Origin of the sequence: Amycolatopsis sp. lyj-112 (assembly GCF_046549055.1) — a bacterium.
In the GTDB taxonomy this organism is placed as follows: domain Bacteria; phylum Actinomycetota; class Actinomycetes; order Mycobacteriales; family Pseudonocardiaceae; genus Amycolatopsis.
Map to the genome: position 1 here is coordinate 315,828 of NZ_JAJPWS010000002.1, position 23,980 is coordinate 339,807.

Genomic DNA, 23,980 nt, shown 5'->3' on the forward strand with positions numbered 1-23,980 from the left:
AAATGATCTCCGCGCCGAGGCTACTTAATAGCACCGGCGGGCGTCGAGAATTCCCGCGGCCACTTCGAGCGCCTGTGCCCGTCCGGGACACTCCTTCGGACCCGCGCCGAACGGATGTTCCGAGAGGTCGACCTCCACGATCCGGCCGTCGACCCACCGCCGGGTGATCCGGACCGGCGGATCCTCGCGCAAGACCCGGGCGAGCAGGCTCTCGGCGTCCTCACCGGACAGGCGGGCAGTCACGGCCTTGCCGATCAGCTTGGCCGTGGCGTCGCAGGCCTGCACCAGGAGCCCGATCCGCGCGGCCGTCCGCTCGTCGACGTCGCCACCGTGGGTCTCGATCAGCCGCCGCATGGCGTCCTCAGCCTCGGCACCGGATTCGGTGTGCGGGTGATAGCAGGCGGAAACCGCCGCGATGTCCCGCGAAACGTCCGGCAGGCCGAGTTCGCGGGCCAGCACCGCGACCGGGACCGTCCACGCGATCCGCTCCACCGGCTCACCGTCCAGTTCACGCGTGAGCGCGAAAGCCTTGTCGCGCAAGGACTCCATCGGTGCCAGTTCGGCGAGCACGAGCGCACGCCGTCGCGGGTGGTCCCCAGGACCACTGAACCGGGCGACGGTCGCGCGCAGCCACCGGACGCCACCTGGTTCGACGTCCTGGGGCACCGGCGGGACGGGGGCTTCGATCAGCGGGTTCTCCATACCGGAACGCTAAGTGCGGAACGCTTCGGTCACGGCCGAAACGTCAGGGCGCCGGAGCGGGTGACCAGTTGTTATGGTGACCGGGTGACGGCCGTGTCGGAGACAACCGAAGTCGACGGCGCGGGGCGAACGGCGCAACCGCGTCAGGTGATCGTGACCGTGTACGGCCTCTATTCGCGCGGCGAAGGCGGCTGGCTGTCCGTCCGTTCCCTGATCGACCTGCTGGCCGGCGTGGACATCGAAGAACCCGCCGTCCGGTCTTCCATCTCCCGGCTGAAGCGGCGAGGGATCCTTTCCGCCGTGCGCCGGAACGGGGCGGCCGGCTACGAGCTTTCCGAGACCGCCCTGGCGATCCTGCGCGAGGGCGACGAGCGGATCTTCCGCCGCGAGCGCGCCACTCCCGGCGACGGCTGGCTGCTCGCGGTGTTCTCGGTCCCGGAAGCCGAACGGCACAAACGGCACATACTTCGCACGCAGCTGGCCCGGCTCGGCTTCGGGACCGCGTCGTCCGGCGTCTGGATCGCGCCCGCGCACCTGCGCGACGCGACCGCCGACATGCTGCGACGGCTGGATCTCGAGGGCTACGCGGACCTGTTCCACGCGGAGCATCTCGCCTTCGGTGACGTGCGCGAAAAGATCCGCGACTGGTGGGATCTCGACCAGCTCGAAGCGCTCTACACCGCGTTCCTCGACGAGCACACGCCCGCGCTCCGGCGCTGGCAGCGGCGCAAGACCGCGCACGAGGCCGACGCGTTCGCCGACTACGTCCGGGTGCTGACCGACTGGCGGCGGCTGCCCTACCTCGACCCGGGTCTGCCCGCGGAGCTGCTGCCGACGGGGTGGGCCGGGATCCGGGCCGCGGATCTGTTCTTCACGCTGCACTCGCGACTGGGCGAGGCCGCCGCCGCCCACGTGTCGCGGACCATCACCGACGTGTCATGAAAGGGTCTTTCAGGACATTTTTCGTCCTGAAAGACCCTTTCATGACACAACCGGGACCTACTCCGCGACCACCGCGAAGCCCTGAACCTCGACCAAAGCCTCGACGTCCCAAAGCCGGTTGACGCCGATCCCCGCCATCGCGGGGTACTCGCTCCCGGCCAGCCGCTTCCAGACCGCGCCGATCTCGCGCGCGTGGGCGCGGTAGTCGTCCATGTCGACGATGTAGATCGTCACGCTGCACAGGTCCGCCGGAGTCCCGCCGGCCGCGCGCAACGCGGTGAGCAGATTGGACAAGGCGCGCTCGAACTGCTCGACCACGCCGTCACCGGCGATCCGGTTCTCCGCGTCCAAGGCCGTCTGACCGGCGAGGAAGACGAACCTGCCACTCGCCGCGACAGCGTGCGAGAAGCCGGAAGGGCGGCCGAGTTCGGGCGGGTTGATGCGCTCCATGCGGGTCAGCATATCCCGTATCGTTGACGGTCGTACATACCGCGACATACCCTGGGCGACGTGCGTATCGCGGTGTTAGGCGCAGGCCCGGCGGGGCTCTACTTCGCCGCGCTGGCGAAACAGCTCCATCCCGATCATGAGATCACCGTCTGGGAGCGCAACGCGCCCGACGACACCTTCGGGTTCGGGGTGGTGTTCTCCGACGAGACGCTCGGCGGGATCGAGCACGCCGATCCGGTGATCCACGCGGCGATGCGGCGGGAGTTCGCGCGCTGGGACGACATCGACGTCCATTTCCGCGGCACGGTCACCACTTCCGGCGGGCACGGATTCGCCGCGATGAGCCGTAAACGGCTGCTCGGCATCCTGCAGGAACGCTGCGCCGAACTCGGCGTGGACGTGCGTTTCCGCACGATGGCGCCGAGCGTGGCCGAGGCGAGCGCGGAGTACGACCTCGTCGTCGCGGCGGACGGCGTCAACTCGCCGACCCGCACGGCGCTGGCCGAGAGCTTCCGCCCCGAGATCCAGACCCGCCGCTGCCGCTACATCTGGCTCGGCACGGACCTCGTCTTCGACGCCTTCAAGTTCCACGTGCTCGAAACCCCGCGCGGGATCATGCAGATCCACGGCTATCCCTACAGCGACACCGCGAGCACGTTCATCCTCGAACTGCACGAGGACGTCTGGCAGCGCGCGTTCGGTGACATCGCCGCGACCTCGCTCGCTCCGGGCGAGAGCGACGAGAAGTCGGTCGAGGTCATCCGCGAACTGTGCGCGGAGGTCCTCGGCGATCACCAGGTCTTCGCCAACAACTCGAAATGGACCGCGTTCGCCACCGTGCGCTGCGCGAGCTGGCGGCACGAGAACGTCGTCCTGCTCGGCGACGCCGCGCACACGGCGCATTTCTCCATCGGTTCCGGCACGAAACTCGCCATGGAGGACGCGCTCGCGCTCGCCGCCTGCCTGCACGAACAGTCCGATATGGACAGTGGACTGAAGGCCTACGAGGCCGAGCGCCGCCCCGTGGTCACCTCGACCCAGCGCGCCGCGCAGGCGAGCCTGGAGTGGTTCGAGAACATGGGCCAGTACACGCACCAGGATCCGCCGCAGTTCGCGTTCAACATCCTCACGCGCAGCCGCCGCGTCACCTACGACAACCTCCGCCTGCGCGATCCCGAGTTCGCGGGCGAACTGGACTCCTGGTTCGCCTCCACTCTGGACAGTGACGTCCGGCCGCCGATGTTCCAGCCGTTCCGGATCGGGGACCTCGAACTGCCGAACCGCGTCGTCGTCTCGCCGATGGACATGTACTCCGCCGACGACGGCGTCTCGACCGATTTTCACTTGGTACACCTGGGAAGCAAGGCACTCGGCGGCGCCGGGCTGGTGATGACCGAGATGGTCTGCGTCTCCGAAATCGGCCGCATCACCCCGGGCTGTGGCGGGCTGTACACCGAGGAACAAGAGCGGGCCTGGGCCCGGGTCACCGGTTTCGTCCACGAGAACACTCCCGCGCGGATCGGCGTCCAGCTGGGCCATTCCGGGCGCAAGGGTTCGACGAAACTGATGTGGGACGGGATCGACCAGCCGCTGCCGGAAGGCAACTGGGAGACCTGCGGCCCGTCCGCGATCCCGTACAGCGCGGCGAACCAGACCCCGCGCGAACTCACCGTGCCTGAGCTGCAAGAGATCCGCGAACAGTTCGCGCACTCCGCCCGCGCCGCGGCCCGCGCCGGATTCGACCTCCTCGAACTGCACTGCGCGCACGGCTATCTGCTGTCGTCGTTCCTCTCCCCGCTGACGAACCGGCGCACCGACGAATACGGCGGCTCGCTGGAGAACCGGCTGCGGTTCCCGCTGGAAGTCTTCGACGCCGTCCGCGAGGTGTGGCCCGACGGCAAGCCGATGACGGTCCGCATCTCCGCGACCGACTGGCACGAGGGCGGGATCGACGTCGACGACGCCGTCGAGATCGCCCGCGCCTTCGCCGAGCACGGCGCGGACGGGATCGACGTCTCGACCGGTCAGGTGGTCAGCGAGGAGAAGCCCCAGTACGGCCGGAGCTACCAGACCCCGTACGCCGACCGGATCCGCAACGAAATCGGGCGAGAGCACGGGATCGCGGTGATCGCCGTCGGCGCGATCTCCTCCTACGACGACGTCAACTCGCTCATCCTGGCCGGGCGCGCGGATCTGTGCGCACTCGGGCGGACCCACCTCTACGATCCACAGTGGACACTGCACGCCGCGGCGGAGCAGGACTATCCGATGCCCTGGCCGAAGCAGTACGCGGCCGGGCGCCGGAAACCGCAGGGCGGCCGCACGGACGGCCCGAAACCACGGCTGGAACTGCTGCGCTCCGGGGAACGCGGCACGGCACACGCCCGCTGGCGACCAGGGAGCGACCGATGACCGCCTTCGCACTGAGCCCGGAGCAACGCGCCTTCGCCGACGAGGTCCGCCGGCTCGGCGCCGAGAAACTCCGCCCCCTGGCCGAATCCGGTACCGAAGGCGCGGTGAACCGGCCGCTGCTCAAGGAAATGGGCGCGCTCGGCCTGCTTTCCCGGCTGTTCCCCGGCGTCGAGGGCGGCAGCCCGAGCCGGGAGGCCGCCGCCACGGATCTCTGCATCCTGCGGGAATCCCTCGCCAGCCAGAGCACCGAGGCCGAGACCGCGCTGGCCCTGCAGGGGCTGGGCACGTACCCCGTGCTGCAGTCCGGGCAGGAGTCGCAGGTCTCGAAGTGGGTTCCCGCGGTCGCCGCGGGCGACGCCGTCGCCGCTTTCGCACTCACCGAACCGAACGCGGGCTCGGACGCCGCCGCGCTGGAACTGTCCGCCGAACCGGACGGCGACGGCTGGCGGCTCACCGGCGAGAAGATGTGGATCTCCAACGCCCCGGAAGCGGACTTCTACAGCGTTTTCGCCCGCACCACCCCGGAAGCCGGCTCGCGCGGCGTCTCCGCGTTCGTCGTCCCGGCCGACCGCACGGGGCTTTCCGGCGAACACTTGGATCTCGTGAGCCCGCACCCCATCGGCACCCTCGTTTTCGACGGCGTCCGCGTGGAGCGGGAGGAACTGCTCGGCGAACAGGACCGCGGTTTCGGCGTCGCGATGCGGACGCTGGACCTGTTCCGGCCGAGTGTCGGCGCGTTCGCCGTCGGGATGGCCCAGGCCGCTCTCGACGCCGCCGTCGCCCATGCCCAGACCCGGGTCGCGTTCGGCGGACCGTTGCTGCGCCAGCAGACCGTGGCGCACACCCTCGCCGAAATGGCGACCAGGACCGAGGCCTCCCGCCTGCTCGTCTATGCCGCCGCGGCCGCCTACGACGCGGGTGAGCGGAATCTGGCCGGCCGCGCCGCGATGGCGAAGCTGTTCGCCACCGAGACGGCGCAGTACGTCGTCGACTCCGCCGTGCAGATCCACGGCGCGCGGGCCTTGCGGCGAGGGCATCTGCTCGAACACCTCTACCGCGAGGTCCGGGCGCCGCGGATCTACGAAGGCGCGTCGGAGGTCCAGCGGACGATCATCGCGCGGTCGCTGACTTCTTCCTGACCCGCTGGACGAGGTCCCGGTAGAAAAGCCCGCTCTGCTTGATGGTCCGCTCCTGGGTCTCGCGGTCGACCCGTACGAGACCGAGTCGTTTGGCGTAGCCGTATGCCCATTCGAAACTGTCCAAAAGGGACCAAGCGAAGTAGCCGCGGACGTCCGCGCCCGCCTGCCGCGCGGCCGCGGTGGCGGCGATGTGCGCGGACAGATACGCGGCGCGGTCGTCGTCGCGGACGAAGCCGGTGCCGTCCGGGACGTCGGCGAACGCGGCACCGTTTTCGGTGACGTAAAGGGGCAGACCGGGATAGTCCCGGGTGATCCGGACGAGCAGTTCGGTGAGTTTGCCCGGCAGGATCTCCCAGCCGAGCACCGTCGACGGCGCGCCGAACGGGACCTTGCGGAAGGCGGGCATCCCGAAATGCTCCACCGCGCTCCCGTTCACCTCCACCCCCGAGTAACGCGAGCCGAAGTAGTAGTCGACGCCCAGGAAGTCCAGCGGTGCCGCGATGATCGACGGATCCCACGGCTCGACCGGCAGCCGGATGCCCTGCCGCGCCAGGTCTTCGACGACGTCTTCCGGATACCTCCCGCGCACGAGGGCGTCGAGGTAGAACCGGGTCCCGAGCCCGTCCTCGAACCGGGCGGCCGCACGGTCGGCGTCGCTGGGTGTCTCCGGATCGGCGGTGCTCAAGTTGAGCGTGATGCCGAAATGCGTGTCCGGGGGCGCGAGTTCCCGCATGCGCCGGACGGCAAGGCCGTGGCCGAGCAGCAGGTGATGCGCCGCGGCCATCCCGGCCCGAGGATCGCGGCGGCCGGGCGCCATGACCCCGTGGACGTAGCCGTGCATGGCCGTGCACCACGGCTCGCTCAGCGTGGTCCAGTACCGCACACGGTCACTCAGCTTGTCGAACACGAGCATCGCGTAGTCGGCAAAACGGACAGCGGTGTCCCGCGCGGGCCAGCCGCCCGCGTCTTCGAGATCCTGCGGCAGATCCCAGTGGTAGAGCGTCAGCCACGGGTCGATGCCGTTGTTGAGCAGTTCGTCGACAAGCCGGTCGTAGAAGGCGATTCCGGCGGGGTTGACGGCGCCACGCCCGCGTGGCTGCACCCTCGGCCAGGACACGGAGAACCGGTAGGTGTCGACGCCGAGTTCCTTCACCAAGCCGACGTCGGCGGGCATCCGGTGGTAGTGGTCGCAGGCGACCTCGCCGGTGTCACCGTTGTCGATCGCCCAGGGCGACTGACCATAGGTGTCCCAAATGGACGGTGTTCGTCCATCTTCGGCGACCGCGCCCTCGATCTGGTAAGCCGAGGTACCGACACCCCACCGGAAATCGGACGGCAGCGTGCCGACGAGCTCGTCCTCCGGGTTCATGGCGCCTCCTCCAGCGAGGCTAACGCCTGCTGCACAAGGGTGAAAACCGGCTTCCCGATGGCCGGTCAGCCTTATTTCACCAGTTAATACATGGCGGAGGCTAAGGTCGTGGGGCATCCTGAACAGGTCCGCCGCCATAAGATGGGTATCCGCATGCCTGCCAAGCGCACCACCGTCCGTGACCTGCGGCGGCACAACCGTTCCCTGCTGCTGTCGAAACTCTACTTCGACGGCCCGCTCAGCCGCCACGAATTGAGCGGTCTGACCGGATTGAGCGCCGCGACCGTCAGCAACGTGACCGCCGAGCTCAGCGAGGAAAACCTCATCACCGAGGCCGGGCTGGTCGAATCCGACGGCGGCAGGCCGCGCGTCCTGCTCCGCGTAGACCCGGCTTACGGCCACGTCGCCGGGGTCGACATCGGCGAAACCGGGGTCAAGGTCGAACTGTTCGACCTCACGATGAACCGGCTCGCCACCGTCGAACACCCGCTCGCGTCCCCGCGCCCGGACGCAGCGGCGGCCGTCACCCAGGTGGCGTCGGGAATCCGTGAGGTGATCGCGGAATCGGGCATCGACGAAGCGACCGTGCTCGGCGTCGGCGTCGGCGTTCCCGGCACCGTCGAGCAGGGCGAGGCGCTGCGGGTGCACGCGCCCACCATCGGCTGGCAAGAGGTCCCGCTGACCGATCTGCTGCGCGCGGAGGGTGTCGGGCTGCCCCTGTTCATCGACAACGGCGCGAAAACGCAGGGCCAGGGCGAAATGTGGTTCGGCGCCGGCCGCGGGGCCCGGCACGCGGTGATCGTCCTGATCGGTTCCGGGGTCGGCGCGGCCGTGGTCGCCGACGGCACCACCTACCGCGGTTCCACCAGCAGCGCCGGCGAATGGGGCCATACGACGATCGTCTACGGCGGACAGGAATGCCGCTGCGGATCGCGCGGCTGCCTGGAGTCGTACGTCGGCGCGGAAGGCGTCCTCGCGCGCTATCGCAAGGCGCGTGGCGGAAAGCCCACCGCGGGCGAGGACGAGCAGACGCAGTTCGCCGCCCTGCTGGAGTCTGCGGGCAAGTCCAAAGCCGCGGCGAAGGTACTGGAAGAGACTGCGGGCTACCTCGGCGCCGGGATCGGCAACCTGGTCAACCTGTTCAACCCGGAGCGGATCGTGCTGGGCGGCTGGGCCGGGCTCGCGCTGGGCGAGGCGTATCTGCCCGAGATCCGGCGCTCGGCGAGCGAACACGCGCTGAAGCACGTGTTCGACCAGACCGAAATCGAGCTCGGACAGCTCGGGCCGGACGCCGTCGCCATAGGAGCCGCCACGCTGCCGGTCGCCGACCTGCTCGACCAGGGCGCGGACCCCAGGACGGCCGGGACGAAGCGGGGCACCGCCGCCTGAGCGGCGCCGTTACTTCTGCACAGCCTTAATTCGAGGTTAAAAAATACTGGCCTCGAGCCTTGCCGCGATGGTACGGACCATGCATACTTTGTTGCCAGGCACAACAAAGTACTTTCGCCGCCCGCCTGCGGTCCCTCCGCCCCGGAAACGGGCACGGAGTGGACACGAAGCGCTCGGCGCTCTCCGCCGGCCCTTGCCGCCTTGGCACGGCCCGCGCTTTCCGTTCTCCCGCGCGGGGTCCCCAACGGTAAGCACCTTTTGGCGGAGCTGAGTTGTACCCGGGCAGGTGACCGCACGCGTGAACCCGCCCCGGCCGAAGGCCCCGCTATCGCGGTGGCAGGGCGCCTTGTCCACCACCGTGACGTGAATGACCAGGCTGCGCCCTGCCGACGTCGATCGCGGACGCGGGTTCACCCCAGAAACTCAGAGAGGCGACAACGATGTCCATCTCCTCCCGCTTCCGCCGCGTCATACAAAGGACCGCGGCTCTCCTCGCCGCCGGCGTGCTGCTCGGCTCGCTCCCCGCCACCGCCCAGGCTCCGGCCTCCGCCGCCCCGGTTTCCGACGCGGCGGTCATGGCGGCCACCTTCACCGACGACTTCAACGGCGCCGCGGGCGCCGGTATCGACGGGTCCAAGTGGCACTTCGAAACCGGCGACAACGTCAACAACCACGAACGGCAGTGGTACACGTCGGGAACCAGCAACGCGGCGCTCGACGGCCAGGGCAACCTGGTCATCACCGCGAAGAAAGAGAACCCCGGCAACTACAACTGCTGGTACGGCCGCTGCGAGTACACGTCGGCCCGGCTGTCCACCCAGGGGCAGTTCACCCAGACCTACGGCCGGTTCGAAGCGCGCATGAAACTGCCGCGCGGACAAGGGATGTGGCCCGCGTTCTGGATGCTCGGCGCCGACATCGGCAACGTCGGCTGGCCCAACAGCGGCGAGATCGACATCATGGAGAACGTCGGCTTCGAACCGAACACCGTGCACGGCACCCTGCACGGCCCCGGTTACTCCGGCGCGGGCGGGATCGGCGCGGGCTACAACGGGCCGAATTTCTCCGACGACTTCCACACCTACGCCGTCGACTGGGCCCCGAACCAGATCAAGTGGTACGTCGACGGGAACCTGTACCAGACGCGCACCCCGGCCGACCTCAACGGAAACCGCTGGGTCTTCGACCACCCCTTCTACCTGATCCTGAACCTCGCCGTCGGCGGGTACTGGCCGGGTGACCCGAACTCCAGCACCGTCTTCCCGCAGCGTCTCGTCGTCGACTACGTGCACGTCAACTCCAGCAACACGGCCGGGAACACCGGCCGGATCACCGGTATCGGCGGGAAATGCGTCGACGTCGCCGCCGCGAACAGTTCCAACGGCACCCCGATCCAGATCACCGACTGCAACGGCAACGCCGCGCAGAACTGGACCATGGGCGGTGACGGCACGATCCGCGCACTGGGCAAGTGCCTGGACGTCGCCGGTGGGTCCACCGCGGACGGCGCGGCCATCCAGTTGTACGACTGCAACGGTTCCGGCGCGCAGCGATGGACGGTGAGCGGCGCACGGGACATCGTCAACCCGCAGGCGAACAAGTGTCTCGACGCCACCGGGAACACCTCCGCGAACGGGACCAGGCTCCAGCTCTGGACCTGCGGCGGTGGCGCCAACCAGAAGTGGACGACCCCGTGAGAAAGCTGCCGCTTCTCGGCGCCGCGGTGATCGCGGCGGCCACCCTCGTCGCCACTCCGGCGCAGGCCGCCGGTGAAGCCGTCAACATCTGGCTCACCACGACCGACGACTCCCGCGGCGTGAAAGTCACGCGAGGGCTGCAGCAGCAGTCGCCCGTCAACTTCGCCGCCGGCGCGGGAACGGGTCAGCAGACCATCACGATCGACGAAAACACCACGTACCAACAGTTCGAGGGCGCCGGGGCGTCGTTCACCGACACCGCGGCGTGGCTGATGAAGGGCAGTGGCGCGCTGTCGCAGGCGACTCGCGACGAGACCATGCGCAAGCTGTTCGACCCCGTCTCGGGGATCGGCGTGAACTTCATCCGCAACCCGCTGGGTTCTTCGGACCTCGCGCGGTTCAGTTACTCGTTCGACGATCTTCCCGCCGGGCAGACCGATCCGAACCTGACGAAGTTCTCCATCGCGCACGATCTCGACGACATCCTGCCGCTGACCAAACAGGCGCGGCAGATCAACCCGGCCACGAAGGTGATGGCGTCGCCGTGGAGCGCGCCGCCGTGGATGAAGGACAACGGCGACTTCAAGCTCGGCTGGCTGAAGTCCGAGTACTACCCGGCGTACGCCCAGTATTTCGTGAAGTACATCCAGGCGTATCAGGCGCAGGGCGTCCCGATCCATTACGTGTCCGTGCAGAACGAGCCGACGTGCTGCGCGAGCTACCCGTCGATGAACTGGAACGGCGGCGGTCTCCAGTACTTCACGAAGACCAACCTGCTGCCGTCCCTGAAGGGCGCCGGACTGTCCACAAAGGTCCTCGCACTCGACTGGAACTGGGACAAGTACGCCGAATACGCCGCGCCCACGATGGACGACGCGTCGATCCGCAACGACCCGAACTTCGGCGGGATGGCGTGGCACGGTTATGGCGGCGACGTCACCCAGCAGACGACGGTGCACAACCAGTACCCGAACGTGAACGCCTACAGCACCGAGCATTCGGGCGGGACGTGGGTGAGTCACCAGCAGGGTGAGGATATGGCGAACATCGTCGACTACACCCGGAACTGGAGCAAGAGCTTCATCAAGTGGAGCCTCGCGGTGGACCAGAACATGGGTCCGCACAACGGCGGCTGCGGTACCTGCACCGGCCTGATCACCGTCCACAATGGAGATTCACGGCACGGGCAGGTCGACTACACCGTCGAGTACTACACGATGGGCCACCTGACGAAGTTCGTGAAGCCGGGGGCGTACCGGATCTCCTCCAACGACAACTCCGCGGTGCGGAACGTCGCGTGGAAGAACGCGGACGGCTCGAAGGCGCTGATCGCGCACAACACCAGCGGCACCGGCCAGAACGTGCGGGTCAACTGGGGTGGGCAGTCGTTCAGCTACACCCTGCCCGCGTCGACGTCGGCGACCTTCACCTGGTCCGGCACGCAGTCGGGCGGCGGCGCCCGCACCGGGGCGATCACCGGGCTCGGCGGCAAATGCGTCGACGTCGCGGGATCGAGCAGCGCGAACGGGACTCCGGTGCAGCTGTACGACTGCAACGGTTCGAGCGCTCAGCAGTGGTCGTTCGAGGCCGACGGCACGGCGCGGGCGCTGGGCAAATGCCTCGACGTCACCGGGATGTCCACGGCGGACGGCGCACAGCTGCAGCTCTGGGACTGCGCGGGCGGGGCGAACCAGAGATGGGCGGCGAACGCCGCACGGGACCTGGTGAACCCGGGTTCGGGCAAGTGCCTGGACGCCACCGGGAACACCTCGGCCAACGGCACTCGCCTGCAGATCTGGGCCTGCACCGGCGCCGCCAACCAAAAGTGGACCACTCCCTGACCCCTCCCCATTCCCGCGTTTCGTCCTCTAGTTGCGCTGGTTCGCACCACGAACTACAGCGACTAGAGGACTAATCGCGGGCTTGGGCGCGTTCGGCGTAGGCCTCGACGAGCTGAGCCTCCGCGTCGACGAAGTACTGGGCGAGAAGCGCTTCGGCGCCGACGCCGTCACCGGCCTCGATGCGCTCCAGGATCTCGGCGTTGCGCTTGAGGTACGGCTCGTGGAAGCGCCGCGGGTCGGCCATCATGTGGAACACCAGCCGCAGCTCGGCGAAGATGCCGCGCATCAGCTCGTCGATCCGTTCGCTGCCACCGAGTTCCGCGATCGCCGAGTGGAACCGGATATTCGCGGTGCCGAGATCCTGCCAGCGCTCGCCGCGCTCGGCGAGCTTGCCGTCCTCGACCATCCGCGCGAGCTTCGCGAACGTCGCCGGCTTCTCCGTCACCGCACGGACGGCGGAGCACTCGACGACCTTGCGCACCTTGTAGAGGTCGACGACGTCCTCGACGCTGAGCACCCGCACGAAGACACCGCGATTGAGCTCGTGCGCCAGCAGCCGCTCGTGCGTGAGCAGCCGGAACGCCTCGCGCAGCGTGTTGCGTGAGACGCCGAGCGCCGAGCCGATGTCCTGTTCCGAGAGCCGTACCCCCGGCAGGAAGAAACCTTCCGCGATCCGCGTGCGCAGGACGCCCGCGACCCGCTCGGCGGTGCTGGTGCGGCTGATCATGCCGCGATCCGCTTCGAGTCCCTGAACCGAGGCAGGACCACCCTCCGTGAACGTCACGTGACCGATCCTACCTACCGACATGAGGTCAAGCCAAGGATCCTCTTGTGGAATTGTTGAACAATACCTACAGTGGCTTTCCATGTGACCCGTGCCACGATGTGGTACACCCCTGGAGGTGCCGATGAACGCGTCAGCCACCACGACCACCGAAGACACACGCCCCTTCGCTTGGTTCCGCACGCTCGGTAAGCGCGGTCAACGTGCTTTCGTAGGCGCGTTCGGCGGATATGGGCTCGATTCGTTCGACTACCAGACCCTGCCGCTGGGCCTGGCCGCGATCACCGCCTACTACGGCCTGTCCGGGGGCGAGGCGGGCCTGCTCGGCACGACGACGCTGGTGGTCTCGGCGATCGGCGGTATCGGCGCCGGCATCCTGGCCGACCGCATCGGCCGCGTGCGCACCCTGCAGATCACCATCGCGATGTACACGATCTTCACCGTGCTCTGCGGGTTCGCGCAGAACTTCGAAATGCTCCTGGTCTTCCGCGCCCTGCAGGGTCTGGGCTTCGGCGGCGAGTGGGCCGCCGGCGCCGCGCTGGTGGCCGAGTACTCGCAGTCTCGCTACCGCGGCCGCACGGTCGCCTTCGTGCAGAGCGCGTGGGCGGTCGGCTGGGCACTTTCGGTCGTCGTCTACACCGTCGTGTTCAGCATGTTCAGCCCGGACGTCGCCTGGCGCGTCATGTTCTGGACCGGCGTCATCCCGGCACTGTTCGTGCTGTGGGTCCGACGCAACGTCAAGGACGCACCCATCGCCGAGACGGCGCGGGCCACCAAGAAGAACCGCGGTTCGTTCAAGGGCATCTTCAAGCCCGACCTGCTGCGCACCACGTTCTTCGCCGCACTGCTCGCCACCGGTGTCCAGGGCGGTTACTACACCCTCGCGACCTGGCTGCCGAGCTACCTGAAGACCACCCGCGGCCTCACCGTCATCGGCACCGGCGGCTATCTCGCCTTCCTGATCTCCGGCGCCTTCATCGGGTACGTGTGCGGCGGCTATCTCACGGATATCTTGGGGCGCAAGAAAACCTTCTTGCTCTTCTCGGTGCTGTCGGCGGGCCTGATCATCGCGTACACCCAGATCCCGTCGGGCGCGAACACGCTCGTGTTGTTCCTCGGCTTCCCGCTCGGGTTCTCGATGTCCGCGATCTTCAGCGGGTTCGGCGCCTTCCTCGCCGAGCTGTACCCCTCGGCGCTGCGCGGCACCGGGCAGGGTTTCACCTACAACCTCGGCCGGGCCATCGGCGCGACCTTCCCCGCCGTGGTCGGTTTCCTCGGCGCGGGCGGCGCGATGGTGTTCGGCGCGGTCGGGTACGGCATCGCCATCCTGGCCCTGCTCGGCCTGCCCGAGACTCGCGGCCGCGAACTGCTGTGACGACCATCGGAACGGGAGGCACCGCGATGACCACTTTCGACGAACCGGCGACGATGACCCCGGGAGAGGCCCGCGCCCTGTTCCGCTCGGGCACGGCGCGGCCGACCACCGGCTGGGCGAACGGTTTCACCCAGACCAATCTGATCGCCGTCCCCGAGGACTGGGCGTACGACGTCCTGCTGTTCTGCCAGCGAAACCCTCAGCCCTGTCCGGTGCTCGACGTCAGCGATCCGGGCGACCCGTCGACCCGGTTGGCGGCCGGCGCGGATCTGCGCACCGACCTGCCGCGCTACCGCGTCTGGCACAACGGCGCGCTGTCCAGCGAACTGAAGGACGCGAGCGGGCTGTGGCGCAGCGACATGGTCGCGTTCTCGATCGGCTGCAGTTTCACCTTCGAATCGGCGCTGGCCGGGGCGGGGATCCCGCTGCGGCACGTCGATCAGGGCCGCAATGTGGCGATGTACCTGACGAACCGGGAGTGCGTCCCCGCCGGACGGCTCCACGGGCCGATGGTCGTCTCGATGCGGCAGATCCCCGAAGACCGCGTCGACGAAGCCGTGCGCATCACTCGCGGGATGCCCGCCGTGCACGGTGCTCCCGTGCATATCGGGGACCCCGCCGCGCTCGGCATCACCGATCTGGGCAAACCCGATTTCGGGGATCCGGTCGACGCGGAACCCGGTGACGTGCCGGTGTTCTGGGCGTGCGGGGTGACCCCGCAGGCGGCGCTGATGGCCTCGCGGCCGCCGTTCGCGATCACGCACGCGCCGGGCTACATGTTCGTGACCGACAAGCTCGACAGTGAATTCCGGGTGGCCTGATGGATCTCAACAGTGACCTGGGCGAGGGGTTCGGCGCCTGGAAGATGGGCGACGACGACGCCATGCTCGACATCGTCACCAGCGCGAACGTCGCGTGCGGGTTCCACGCCGGGGACCCGTCGGTGATGCGGCGCGTCTGCGAACGCGCCGCGGAACGGGGCGTCGTCGTCGGCGCCCACGTGGCCTACCGCGATCTGGCCGGGTTCGGGCGGCGGGCGATGGACGTCGCCCCCGCCGACCTGACCGACGACGTGCTCTACCAGATCGGTGCTCTCGACGCGTTCGCGCGGGCGGCCGGCACGCGGGTTCGGTACGTCAAACCGCACGGGGCCTTGTACAACACCGCTTCCGTGGATCCGGAGCAGGCGGGCGCGGTGGTCGAAGGGATCCGCCGGTTCTATCCCGCGCTCGCGCTGCTGTGCCCGCCCGGCTCGGAAATGGCCAAGCAAGCGGAAAAGGCCGGTTTCCCCGCGTACGCCGAGGCGTTCGCGGACCGGGCGTACACACCGGAAGGCCTTCTGGTGTCGAGGAAACTGCCCGGCGCGGTCCTGCACGACGCCGACGAGGTGGCCGACCGGGCGGTCGTGATGGCGACCACCGGCAAGGTCGTCGCCGAGGACGGGACCGAACTGGCGCTCAAGCCGGATTCGCTGTGCGTGCACGGTGATACCCCTGGCGCCGTCGAGCTGGCGAAGCGGATCCGCGCGGGGCTCAGTGATTCGGGTGTCCACATCGGATCGTTCCTCGAGGCTTCGTGATGCGAGTGCTGCCCTACGGGGCGCGTGCGGCCATGGTCGACTTCGACGAGCCGTCGGAGGTGCTCGGGCTGCACGCGTCACTGGAGCAGGATCCGCCGGACGGCGTCGTCGAACTCGTGCCGGCAGCGCGGACCCTGCTCATCCGGTTCGACCCGGGCCGGACGCACCACGACCGGCTCGCCGGTGACGTCATCGGACGGTCCACTGTGGACCTAGCGCCACGGGAGACCGCCGAGATCGTCGTCCCGGTCCGCTACGACGGCCCGGATCTGGCCGACGTAGCGGCCGCCGCCGGGATGTCGGCCGAGGCCGTCGTCCGGCGGCACGAGGACGGCACCTACGTCTCGGCTTTCTGTGGATTCGCACCGGGTTTCGCCTATCTGACCGGACTCGACACCGCACTGCACCTGCCCCGGCGGTCGAGCCCGCGCACGCGGGTCCCGGCCGGTTCGGTCGCCATCGCCGGCGAGTACACGGCGGTGTACCCGCACGCCTCGCCCGGCGGCTGGCAGCTGATCGGGCGGACCACCGTGCCGGTATGGGACGTCGAACGGGACCCGCCGAACCTGCTCACCCCGGGCACCCGGATCCGGTTCACCGGAACGGGCCGATGACCGCGAAGATCGAAGTCGTCCGGCCCGGGATCTTCGCCACCGTCCAGGATCTCGGCCGCCCCGGGCTGGCAGCGATCGGGGTCGGCCGGTCCGGCGCCGCCGACCGCGGCGCGCTGCGGCTGGCCAACCGGCTGGTGGGCAACCCCGAACACAACGCGGCCATCGAGGCGACGTTGGGCGGGCTCGTGCTGCGCTTCTCCACCCACACCACGGTCGCCGTCACCGGCGCGCCCTGCGCGATCACCGCGGGGGGCCGGGCCGCCGGCCCCCATGCACCGATCCTTTTAGGACCCGGCGAGGAACTCGTCCTCGGGATGGCCACCAAAGGCCTGCGCTGCTACGTCGCCGTTCGTGGCGGCGTAGACGTCGCACCCGTCCTCGGCGCCCGCGCCACCGACACCCTCGGCAAACTGGGTCCGCCCGCGCTGTCGGCCGGGATGACCTTGCCGGTGGGACAACGGGTTCTGGAGCATCCCGGTGTCGATCTCGCTCCCCGGCCGGATCTGCCGGACGAGCCGGTGTTGCGCGTGACACCCGGACCGCGGCTGGACTGGTTCACCGGCGACGCACTGTCCACTTTGGTCACCGGCGAATACACCGCCACCGCCGACGTCGACCGCGTCGGCGTGCGGCTCGGCGGCCCCGTGCTTTCCCGGGCGCGCACCGGCGAACTTCCCCCGGAGGCCGCGGTGCCCGGCGCGTTGCAGATCCCGCCGTCGGGGCAGCCGATCCTGTTCCTCGCCGACCACCCGGTCACCGGCGGGTATCCGGTGCTCGCGGTGGTCGACGAGGACGATCTGGATCTGGCGGCGCAAGTGCGCCCAGGCCAGCGGGTGCGGTTCCGGCGTTCCCTTACTCCGGCTTGACTTCGGTGAGCCCGGACAGCACCGGCGGCAACTCGCCGCGGTGCAGGACGCCGAGGCGCTGGGTCGCCCGGGTGAGCGCGACGTAGAGTTCGGCCGCGCCACGCGGGCCGTCGGCGAGGATCCGTTCCGGGTCCACCACCAGGACGGCGTCGAACTCCAGGCCCTTCGTCTCCGACGCCGGCACCGCACCCGGCACGTCCGGCGGCCCGATCACGACGCTGGTGCCCTCTCGCCCGGCTTCGTCCCGCACGAATTCCTCGACGACGGCGGACAATTCGTCCTCGGTGACGCGCTTGGACCACGGCTGGACACCGCACGAACGCACCGATTCCGGCGGCTCGACCTGGGGTGCGAAATCGGCGAGCACGTCCGCGGCGACGGCCATGATCTCCGCCGGGGTCCGGTAGTTCACCGTCATCGACCGGTAGAGCCAGCGGCCGGGGACGTACGGCTCCAGCATGTCGCCCCACGCCCTCGCCCCGGCCTCCGACCGGCGCTGGGCGAGATCTCCCACGACCGTGAAGGATCGGCCAGGACAACGCCGCATCAGCACCCGCCAGTCCATTTCGGACAGTTCCTGCGCCTCGTCGACCACGACGTGCCGGTAGGTCCAGTCCCGGTCCGCGGCGGCCCGTTCGACGAGGCTGCGCGTGTCGTGCTCGACGAAACGATCGGCCAGTTCGCCGCCGAAGAGCAGGTTGTCGGCGGACAGCAGGACGTCTTCGTCCATTTCCTCGCGGTCCAGCTTCATCCCCGCCATCACGCCCTCGGCGTACTCGGCTTCGGCCTTCCGTTCCCGCTCGGCCGCCTGCTCCGCGGCCTTGTCCGCCGCTTTGTCGCGGCCCAGCAGGTCGACCAGTTCGTCGAGCAGCGGGATGTCCGACACCGTCCAGGCTTCGCCGACAGCCCGGGACAACGCCGAGTCGCCACCTGCCGCGCGCAGCCGTCCGGCCGACGAGAACAGCGGTGCCAGCAGGGTTTCCGGCGTCAGGATCGGCCAGAGTTCGTCGAGTGCGGCGACGAACTTCGTCTCACCCGCGAGTTCCTTGAGCAGATCTTTGCGCAGCTGCTCCCATTCTTCGCGGTCCGACCGGCTCAGCCAGCCCTTGCCGATCCGGGCGATCGCCCGTTCGGTGAGCACGTACGTGACGATGTCGGTGAACACCGCGCGGGCCTCGTTATGCGGCAGTCCGCTGTCGCGGGCCTCCTGCCTGGCCCATTCCGCGGTCTCGGCGTCGATCCGCACCGTGACGTCGCGCAGTTCGATCGGCAACGGCTGCTCGGGAAGCCGTTGCCGATCGGCGATCGCCGCCGCGAGGACGTCGAGCATCTTCAGCGATCCCTTGAGCCGCGCGGCTTCCGGCTCGTCCTCGGCGGTGACCTTCTTACCGGGCACGAGATCGCCGGTGGTCATGAACACCACGTCGGTCTCGCCCAGCGACGGCAGGACACGGCCGATGTGGTTCAGGAACGCCGGGTTGGGCCCGACGACGAGCACGCCGTGACGTTCCATCCGCTCCCGCTGGGTGTAGAGCAGATACGCGACGCGGTGCAGTGCCACGACGGTCTTCCCGGTGCCCGGACCACCTTCGATCACCACGACGCCCTGGTGATCGAGCCGGATGATCGCGTCCTGCTCGGCCTGGATCGTCGCCACGATGTCGCGCATCCCGGTCCCGCGCGGAGCGTTGACCGCCGCGAGCAGAGCAGCGTCGCCCTGCGCCTCATCGTCCGGTCGGCCCAGGACCTCGTCGGTGAAGCCGGCCACCTCACGCCCGTGCGTGTGGAACTGGCGACGACGGCGCATCTTCTCCGGGTTCGCGCCGGTCGCGACGTAGAACGGGCGCGCGGCCGGTGCCCGCCAGTCGAGCAGCCTCGGTTCGTAGTCGTTCTCCTCGTCGAAGAGGCCGATCCGGCCGATGTAGGACTGCTCGCCCGACAACGAATCCAGCCGCCCGAAGCACAAGCCGTCGTCGGCGACGGACAGCCGCTTGGCCTCCTTGGCCGACGCGCGCACCTGGACGTCGCGCTCCATGGGCGTCCCGCCGGTTCCCCTCACGGCCGCCTCGTACTCCCCCTTCACCCGTGCGCGCTCGGCATCGAGCTGCGTGTAGAGCCCGGCCACGTAGCTCCGCTCGGACCGCAGTTCTTCTTCGTACTGCTCCTGTTCGGACACAGGCCCCCTCACAAGTCGAGCAGCAGCTTGGCGGCCACTGTCGCGCCATCGGTTCGGATCGTGCCCGCCACGGCACGCGCCCGCTCGCCGGTCTCGGCGGCCAGCGCCGTCCCGAGCGCGGCGGACAGGGATTCGGTGGTCGGCACCGGACCGTCGTGCGCCACGCCGATCCCCAGCTCGGCCACCCGGCCCGCCCAGTACGGCTGGTCCGTCGCCTGCGGGACGACCACCTGCGGCGCACCTGATCGGGTGGCCGTCAGCGTCGTGCCCGCGCCGCCGTGATGCACCACGGCGGCCGTCCGCGAGAACAGCGCGAACTGGTTGACCTCGCCGACGACGAAGCAATCGTCCTTGTCGTCGATCAGGGCGAGGTCGGCCCAGCCCCGGCCCAGGACGATGCGGCGGCCCCGCGCGCGGACCACCTCGATGGCCACCTGGGCGACGTCGGACGCGGCGCGCATCGGCATGCTGCCGAAGCCCACGTAGACCGGCGGCGGGCCGTCGTCCAGGAACGCCGTCAGGCCGGCGGGCAGCGGTCGTTCGTCCGGCATGGTCCACGCGCCGGTCTGGACGACGTCGAAGTACGACGGCTCCAGCCACGGGTCCAGGACCGGATCCGTCGCCAGCCACGGCAGGCCGCCGATGACGTAATCGCGGACGCCTTCCACCGGTGAAAGGCCGTTCGCCACCCGGCTCGTGTTGAGCGCCGCCCCGAACAGCTCCTCGATGCTCTGCGCGTCCAGATCCCACAGCGCCCGGTTGCCGGTCACCTCCGGCGGGAACGGCTTGCCGTGATACGCCAGCGGCGCGTGGTGCGGCGACGGCAGCGTGATCTGCTGGAAGGTCACCGACACCGCCTTGATGCCCAGCTTTTCGGCCACCGACAGCGCACCCGCCGCGGCGGGGATCATGCCGGTCACCACCATCGCGTCGCAGCCCTCGGCGGCCTTGGTGACCGCCTCGAACTGGTCGGCGATCAGGGCGGCCGCGCGCTCGGACAGGGAAGCCGCCGGCCGAGCCGCGGTCGTCAGCGCGCTCGCCGACGGCCCGACCGGCACCATCGGCACCCCGATCCCGGCCAGCAGTTCCGCGAAGTCGGGCGGCGCGCACACCCGCACCTCGGCCCCGAGCTCCCTCAATCGCACCGCGAGCCCCATGATCGGTTCGACGTCCCCACGCGACCCATACGTCGACAACAGCACACGCACTCAGAAACTCCTATTTCCGCAGGTTCCGGCTTCGGCCGGTGATTCTGCGGCATGACAGGGGGCTTGCCGCAAGCCCCGGGGTGCGCTATAAGTTGATAATGGAAGGAGTGGTCACGCCTTCTTCCACTCTCATTCGAGGCCTGAAACCCGCAAGGTGATGTTCAGCCGCCCGGTCAATCCCAGCTCCGGATCAGCGGTGCCCGGCAGCGTGCGCGGAACCCCGTGGAAAGCCAGCCTGGACTCCCCGCCGAACACGAACAGGTCTCCCGACCGCAGATCGACGTCGGTATAGGGCCGCCCGCGGTTCTCCGTGTTGCCGAACCGGAAGACACAGGCGTCGCCGAGGCTCAGCGACACGACGGGGTCGAGGCTCGCCTCGTCCTTGTCCTGGTGCATCCCCATTTTCGCGGCCGCGTCGTAGAAGTTCACCAGCGCGATGTCGGGCTCGTAATCCGTCTGGGTCCCGTACGCGTCCGCGACGCCGCGCCGTCCGAGATCGCCGAGCCAGGACGGGAAGTCCAGCACCGGGGAGCCGTCGTCGGTCGTGCGGGAATACCGGTACGGAAGCCAATGCCAGCCGAGACACACGGTGCGCACGGACATCACGCCGCCGTTCGGCAGCCGGGTCTGCCGGTAACCACGCCAGCCGCGGCAGGTCTCGACCAGGCGCCGCTGCGCGTCGAAATCGAGCCAGTCGGGAACGTGCACCGCACCGGGCGCGATTTCGGTCCGCGGCCGCAGGATCAGCGCATCCACGAGCCGAGTCTGCCAGACGTCACCGGCGGGGGCGGGCGCCGATGATCCGGTGGCCCCGCACCATGACATCGGACGCGACGAACCACGCCAACAGGCGGCGGAGCCGTCCGCCCCGACGCTCTTGAGACGGGGCGTCCTTGAGTGTCACACCGGCGACGCTGCCACAAAGAGCGACGATAAGCCATCTTCCGGCCTACTCCGATCGGCCGGTTGACCGCAGCGCGTACGACCGGTCACGGGGAATCACCGCCGCGATCGCGTTTCGCGTGGCGCTCAACGTCCGTGAAGGACTCCTTGAGGGACTCTGAGTCCCTCAAGGAGTCCTTCACGGCCCAGCTCTGGTTCAGGGGAACTCGACCACGGTCACGCCTGCCCGCGCGGGCACCGGGTCGTTCATCTCCGCCAGCACGGCGGGGACGTCGTCGAGCCCGACCCGCTTGCCGATCATCGCGGCGAGGTCGATCCCGGCCGTCTCCACCACACGCAGCATCTCGGGGTACTCGTGGGCCTGGAGGCCGTGGATGCCGACGATCTCCAGTTCGCCGCCGATCACCCGGTGCATCGGGATCGGCGCGAGGCCCTGCGCCGGCGGCATCAGCCCGGCCTGGACGTGCCGTCCGCGTTTGCGGAGGCTGCCGATCGAGGCCGCGCAGGTCGACGGCGAGCCGAGGCAGTCGAGGGAGACGTGGGCGCCGCCGCCGGTCAGTTCGCGTACGTGCGCGGCGACGGCTTCATGGCCTTCGAAAGCGCCCGCGTCCACGCTCACCGCCGCGCCCATCCGCTCCGCGAGTGCCCTGGCCTGCGGAGACAGGTCGACGGCGACGACCGAGGCCCCGGCCGCGACGGCCAGCAGGACGGCCGAGATGCCGACCCCGCCGCAGCCGTAGACCGCGACCCACTGGCCGGGCCGCACGCCGCCTTGGCGCAGCACCGCGCGGAACGCGGTCCCGAACCGGCAGCCCAGCGCGGCGGCCTCGGCCGCGGACAGCGAGTCCGGCAGGGCGACGAGATTGGTTTCGGCGTGCTCGATGGCGACGAACTCGGCGAACGAGCCCCAGTGGGTCGCGCCCGGCTGGAATTCGCGGTCGCAGATCTGCTGGTCACCGGCGGCGCACTGGGCGCAGGTGCCGCACGCGCAGACGAACGGGACGGTGACCCGGTCCCCGATCGACCAGCCGCGGACCCCGTCGCCCAGGGAAGCGATCCGGCCGGCGAGTTCGTGCCCGGCGACGTGCGGCAGCTTGACGGAGGAGTCGTGCCCCTGCCAGGAGTGCCAGTCGCTGCGGCACACCCCGGTCGCGTCGAGGGCGATGACCACCCCACCGGGTGCCGCGACCGGATCCGGGACCTCGCGTATCTCGGGCAGTACCCCGAACTCCTCGAAGACGACTGCCCGCACCGACGCTCCTTAAGTCCCCGTGTCCCGGCCTCGCTGCATCACCAGGCCCTCGCCGGGCACCGTACACCGGGCCGCGCGGCCACGCGGTGGCCCCAAAAGCCGCGACAGGGACTCCGACGGCACCCCGAGGACCTCCTCGAGATTCTTGAGCACCAGCAGGGATTCCGGCCGTTCGGGACGGCAGCGCCCGGACTGCCAATGGCTCAGTGTCGCGAGGCTGACCGAGCAGCCCCGGCCTCGCAGCCGGTAGCGGATCCGGTCGAGGCCGAGGCCCCGCGCCCTGATCGCGGCTCGGAGGGCGTCCGCGAACGGCCCCGTCTCGAGCAGCCGCCTGAGTTCCCGCCCGTCCGCCATCCCCCGGTCGATGGTGTGTGTCCGCTGACCGGTCATTGTCATCGCCTTCGCAAGGTCGCTAGCCACCCGGAATAGCGCAGCCTAGGCGCGAGAACACATGATCGGAAGGGCCTTAGATCACCTATCCGTTCGGCATGTGGGTGACATACCGGTGACCGAATTATGCAGGGACGTAGGGAAAATTCCCACCGCGAGTCCCGACCGAAATCGGTCCACAGTGGACTGGGACATTGTCTAGCCGCGCAAGGCGACGGACAGTGCCTGCGCGATCTCCTTGCCGATGGCGTGCGTCGCCGCGTCCGGCGGCGAGCCGACCTTGACCACCATCGGACCGCCGAACGGCTGGCGCTCGACGACCTCGATCCGCTCGCCGAGCGCGATCGCGTGCTCGGTGAGGTAGCGCAGGAGATCCGGATCGGTGTCCCACACCCGGACGATCTCGCCGACCGCGCCGGGCGGGAGGTCGTCGAGGATGCGCGTCGACATCTCCTCGACGCTGCCGTCGGGGGCCGGGATGGGGTCGCCGTGCGGGTCGCGCACCGGGTTGCCGAGCTTCGCGGCGATCCGCTCGACGAGCCTGTCCGACACCGCGTGCTCCAGCGCGTCGGCCTCGGCGTGCACCTCGTCCCAGGTGTAGCCGAGCTCGGACACCAGGTAGGTCTCGATCAGCCGGTGACGGCGGAGCACGGAGCGGGCGAGCAGCCTGCCCTCGGCGGTGAGCTCGATCCCGCGATACGGGACGTGCGCGACCAGCCCGAGCTGGGACAACTTGGTGACCATGCCGGATGCCGAGGAGGGGCTGACCTCCAGCCGCCCGGCCAGCGAGGTGTTGGTGACGGCCTCCCCGCGTTCGACCAGCCCGTAGATCACCCGGACGTAGTCCTCTACGGACGACGACCTGCGGTTTGCCCCTTCACCCATGGGGTCG

General features: G+C 69.3%; 21 protein-coding genes. 11 read left to right on the forward strand and 10 right to left on the reverse strand.

Annotated features, from left to right (window positions below):
- Nucleotides 1–24 precede the first annotated feature (24 nt).
- Nucleotides 25–702, reverse strand: coding sequence for an oxidoreductase (locus ACLJRL_RS08280; RefSeq protein ID WP_410655481.1), 678 nt, complete (start codon nucleotides 700–702; stop codon nucleotides 25–27).
- Nucleotides 703–786: 84 nt separating this feature from the next.
- On the opposite strand from ACLJRL_RS08280, the gene ACLJRL_RS08285 reads away from it, so the two are divergent.
- A complete protein-coding gene (locus tag ACLJRL_RS08285; RefSeq protein ID WP_410655482.1) occupies nucleotides 787–1,644 on the forward strand; it encodes a PaaX family transcriptional regulator C-terminal domain-containing protein in 858 nt (285 codons plus the stop codon).
- Between the two features lie 57 nt (nucleotides 1,645–1,701).
- On the opposite strand, the gene ACLJRL_RS08290 is transcribed toward ACLJRL_RS08285, so the two are convergent.
- Complete coding sequence (locus tag ACLJRL_RS08290) at nucleotides 1,702–2,106, reverse strand: RidA family protein (RefSeq protein ID WP_410655483.1); 405 nt, start codon at nucleotides 2,104–2,106, stop codon at nucleotides 1,702–1,704.
- A 48-nt stretch (nucleotides 2,107–2,154) separates the two neighbouring features.
- Between ACLJRL_RS08290 and ACLJRL_RS08295 the strand changes: the two genes are divergently transcribed.
- Nucleotides 2,155–4,506 (forward strand): bifunctional salicylyl-CoA 5-hydroxylase/oxidoreductase, encoded by a 2,352-nt coding sequence (locus ACLJRL_RS08295; RefSeq protein ID WP_410655484.1) that lies wholly within the window; start codon nucleotides 2,155–2,157, stop codon nucleotides 4,504–4,506.
- On the forward strand, nucleotides 4,503–5,645 hold the full coding sequence (locus tag ACLJRL_RS08300; RefSeq protein ID WP_410655485.1) for an acyl-CoA dehydrogenase family protein: 1,143 nt from the start codon (nucleotides 4,503–4,505) through the stop codon (nucleotides 5,643–5,645). The genes ACLJRL_RS08295 and ACLJRL_RS08300 overlap by 4 nt, the downstream gene beginning before the upstream one ends.
- Here the strand turns inward: ACLJRL_RS08300 and ACLJRL_RS08305 are convergent.
- Nucleotides 5,617–7,014, reverse strand: a complete 1,398-nt coding sequence (locus ACLJRL_RS08305; RefSeq protein WP_410655486.1) for a GH1 family beta-glucosidase — start codon at nucleotides 7,012–7,014, stop codon at nucleotides 5,617–5,619. The two genes, ACLJRL_RS08300 and ACLJRL_RS08305, sit on opposite strands and share 29 nt — an antisense overlap.
- Before the next feature lie 141 nt (nucleotides 7,015–7,155).
- Between ACLJRL_RS08305 and ACLJRL_RS08310 the strand changes: the two genes are divergently transcribed.
- From ACLJRL_RS08310 to ACLJRL_RS08320, 3 genes are all read left to right on the forward strand, one after another.
- Nucleotides 7,156–8,403 (forward strand): ROK family protein, encoded by a 1,248-nt coding sequence (locus ACLJRL_RS08310; protein WP_410655487.1) that lies wholly within the window; start codon nucleotides 7,156–7,158, stop codon nucleotides 8,401–8,403.
- Nucleotides 8,404–8,843: 440 nt separating this feature from the next.
- A complete protein-coding gene (locus ACLJRL_RS08315) occupies nucleotides 8,844–10,100 on the forward strand; it encodes an RICIN domain-containing protein (RefSeq protein WP_410655488.1) in 1,257 nt (418 codons plus the stop codon).
- On the forward strand, nucleotides 10,097–11,941 hold the full coding sequence (locus ACLJRL_RS08320; protein WP_410655489.1) for a ricin-type beta-trefoil lectin domain protein: 1,845 nt from the start codon (nucleotides 10,097–10,099) through the stop codon (nucleotides 11,939–11,941). The genes ACLJRL_RS08315 and ACLJRL_RS08320 overlap by 4 nt, the downstream gene beginning before the upstream one ends.
- Before the next feature lie 70 nt (nucleotides 11,942–12,011).
- Here ACLJRL_RS08320 and ACLJRL_RS08325 read toward each other — a convergent pair whose 3' ends face one another.
- Nucleotides 12,012–12,668: a GntR family transcriptional regulator gene (locus ACLJRL_RS08325; RefSeq protein ID WP_410656150.1), complete on the reverse strand. Its 657-nt coding sequence runs from the start codon at nucleotides 12,666–12,668 to the stop codon at nucleotides 12,012–12,014.
- 181 nt (nucleotides 12,669–12,849) lie between these two features.
- Between ACLJRL_RS08325 and ACLJRL_RS08330 the strand changes: the two genes are divergently transcribed.
- From ACLJRL_RS08330 to ACLJRL_RS08350, 5 genes are read left to right on the forward strand one after another with little or no spacing between them, the layout of a single operon-like run.
- Nucleotides 12,850–14,100, forward strand: a complete 1,251-nt coding sequence (locus tag ACLJRL_RS08330) for an MFS transporter (RefSeq protein WP_410655490.1) — start codon at nucleotides 12,850–12,852, stop codon at nucleotides 14,098–14,100.
- 26 nt (nucleotides 14,101–14,126) lie between these two features.
- Nucleotides 14,127–14,921 carry a putative hydro-lyase gene (locus ACLJRL_RS08335; RefSeq protein WP_410655491.1) on the forward strand — a complete coding sequence of 265 codons (795 nt, stop codon included), beginning with the start codon at nucleotides 14,127–14,129 and terminating at the stop codon, nucleotides 14,919–14,921.
- The gene (locus tag ACLJRL_RS08340; protein ID WP_410655492.1) at nucleotides 14,921–15,679 is read left to right on the forward strand and encodes a LamB/YcsF family protein; all 759 of its coding nucleotides are present in this window, start codon (nucleotides 14,921–14,923) and stop codon (nucleotides 15,677–15,679) included. The genes ACLJRL_RS08335 and ACLJRL_RS08340 overlap by 1 nt, the downstream gene beginning before the upstream one ends.
- Nucleotides 15,679–16,293 (forward strand): 5-oxoprolinase subunit B family protein, encoded by a 615-nt coding sequence (locus tag ACLJRL_RS08345; RefSeq protein WP_410655493.1) that lies wholly within the window; start codon nucleotides 15,679–15,681, stop codon nucleotides 16,291–16,293. Before ACLJRL_RS08340 ends, ACLJRL_RS08345 begins: the two co-directional genes overlap by 1 nt.
- Nucleotides 16,290–17,159, forward strand: a complete 870-nt coding sequence (locus tag ACLJRL_RS08350) for a biotin-dependent carboxyltransferase family protein (protein WP_410655494.1) — start codon at nucleotides 16,290–16,292, stop codon at nucleotides 17,157–17,159. Before ACLJRL_RS08345 ends, ACLJRL_RS08350 begins: the two co-directional genes overlap by 4 nt.
- Here ACLJRL_RS08350 and helR read toward each other — a convergent pair.
- The 6 genes from helR to ACLJRL_RS08380 form a co-directional block, all read right to left on the reverse strand.
- Nucleotides 17,146–19,335: an RNA polymerase recycling motor ATPase HelR gene (helR, locus tag ACLJRL_RS08355; protein ID WP_410655495.1), complete on the reverse strand. Its 2,190-nt coding sequence runs from the start codon at nucleotides 19,333–19,335 to the stop codon at nucleotides 17,146–17,148. The two genes, ACLJRL_RS08350 and helR, sit on opposite strands and share 14 nt — an antisense overlap.
- Nucleotides 19,336–19,343: 8 nt before the next feature.
- Nucleotides 19,344–20,543 (reverse strand): glycosyltransferase, encoded by a 1,200-nt coding sequence (locus tag ACLJRL_RS08360; protein ID WP_410655496.1) that lies wholly within the window; start codon nucleotides 20,541–20,543, stop codon nucleotides 19,344–19,346.
- A 129-nt stretch (nucleotides 20,544–20,672) separates the two neighbouring features.
- Entirely contained in the window at nucleotides 20,673–21,299 is a 627-nt protein-coding gene (locus ACLJRL_RS08365; RefSeq protein ID WP_410655497.1) for an alpha-ketoglutarate-dependent dioxygenase AlkB family protein, read from the reverse strand.
- A gap of 343 nt (nucleotides 21,300–21,642) precedes the next feature.
- On the reverse strand, nucleotides 21,643–22,698 hold the full coding sequence (locus ACLJRL_RS08370) for a zinc-binding dehydrogenase (protein ID WP_410655498.1): 1,056 nt from the start codon (nucleotides 22,696–22,698) through the stop codon (nucleotides 21,643–21,645).
- Nucleotides 22,699–22,707: 9 nt separating this feature from the next.
- Nucleotides 22,708–23,094, reverse strand: coding sequence for a transcriptional regulator (locus ACLJRL_RS08375; protein ID WP_410656151.1), 387 nt, complete (start codon nucleotides 23,092–23,094; stop codon nucleotides 22,708–22,710).
- A 192-nt stretch (nucleotides 23,095–23,286) separates the two neighbouring features.
- Nucleotides 23,287–23,973 (reverse strand): metal-dependent transcriptional regulator, encoded by a 687-nt coding sequence (locus ACLJRL_RS08380; RefSeq protein WP_410655499.1) that lies wholly within the window; start codon nucleotides 23,971–23,973, stop codon nucleotides 23,287–23,289.
- Between the last annotated feature and the right edge of the window lie 7 nt (nucleotides 23,974–23,980).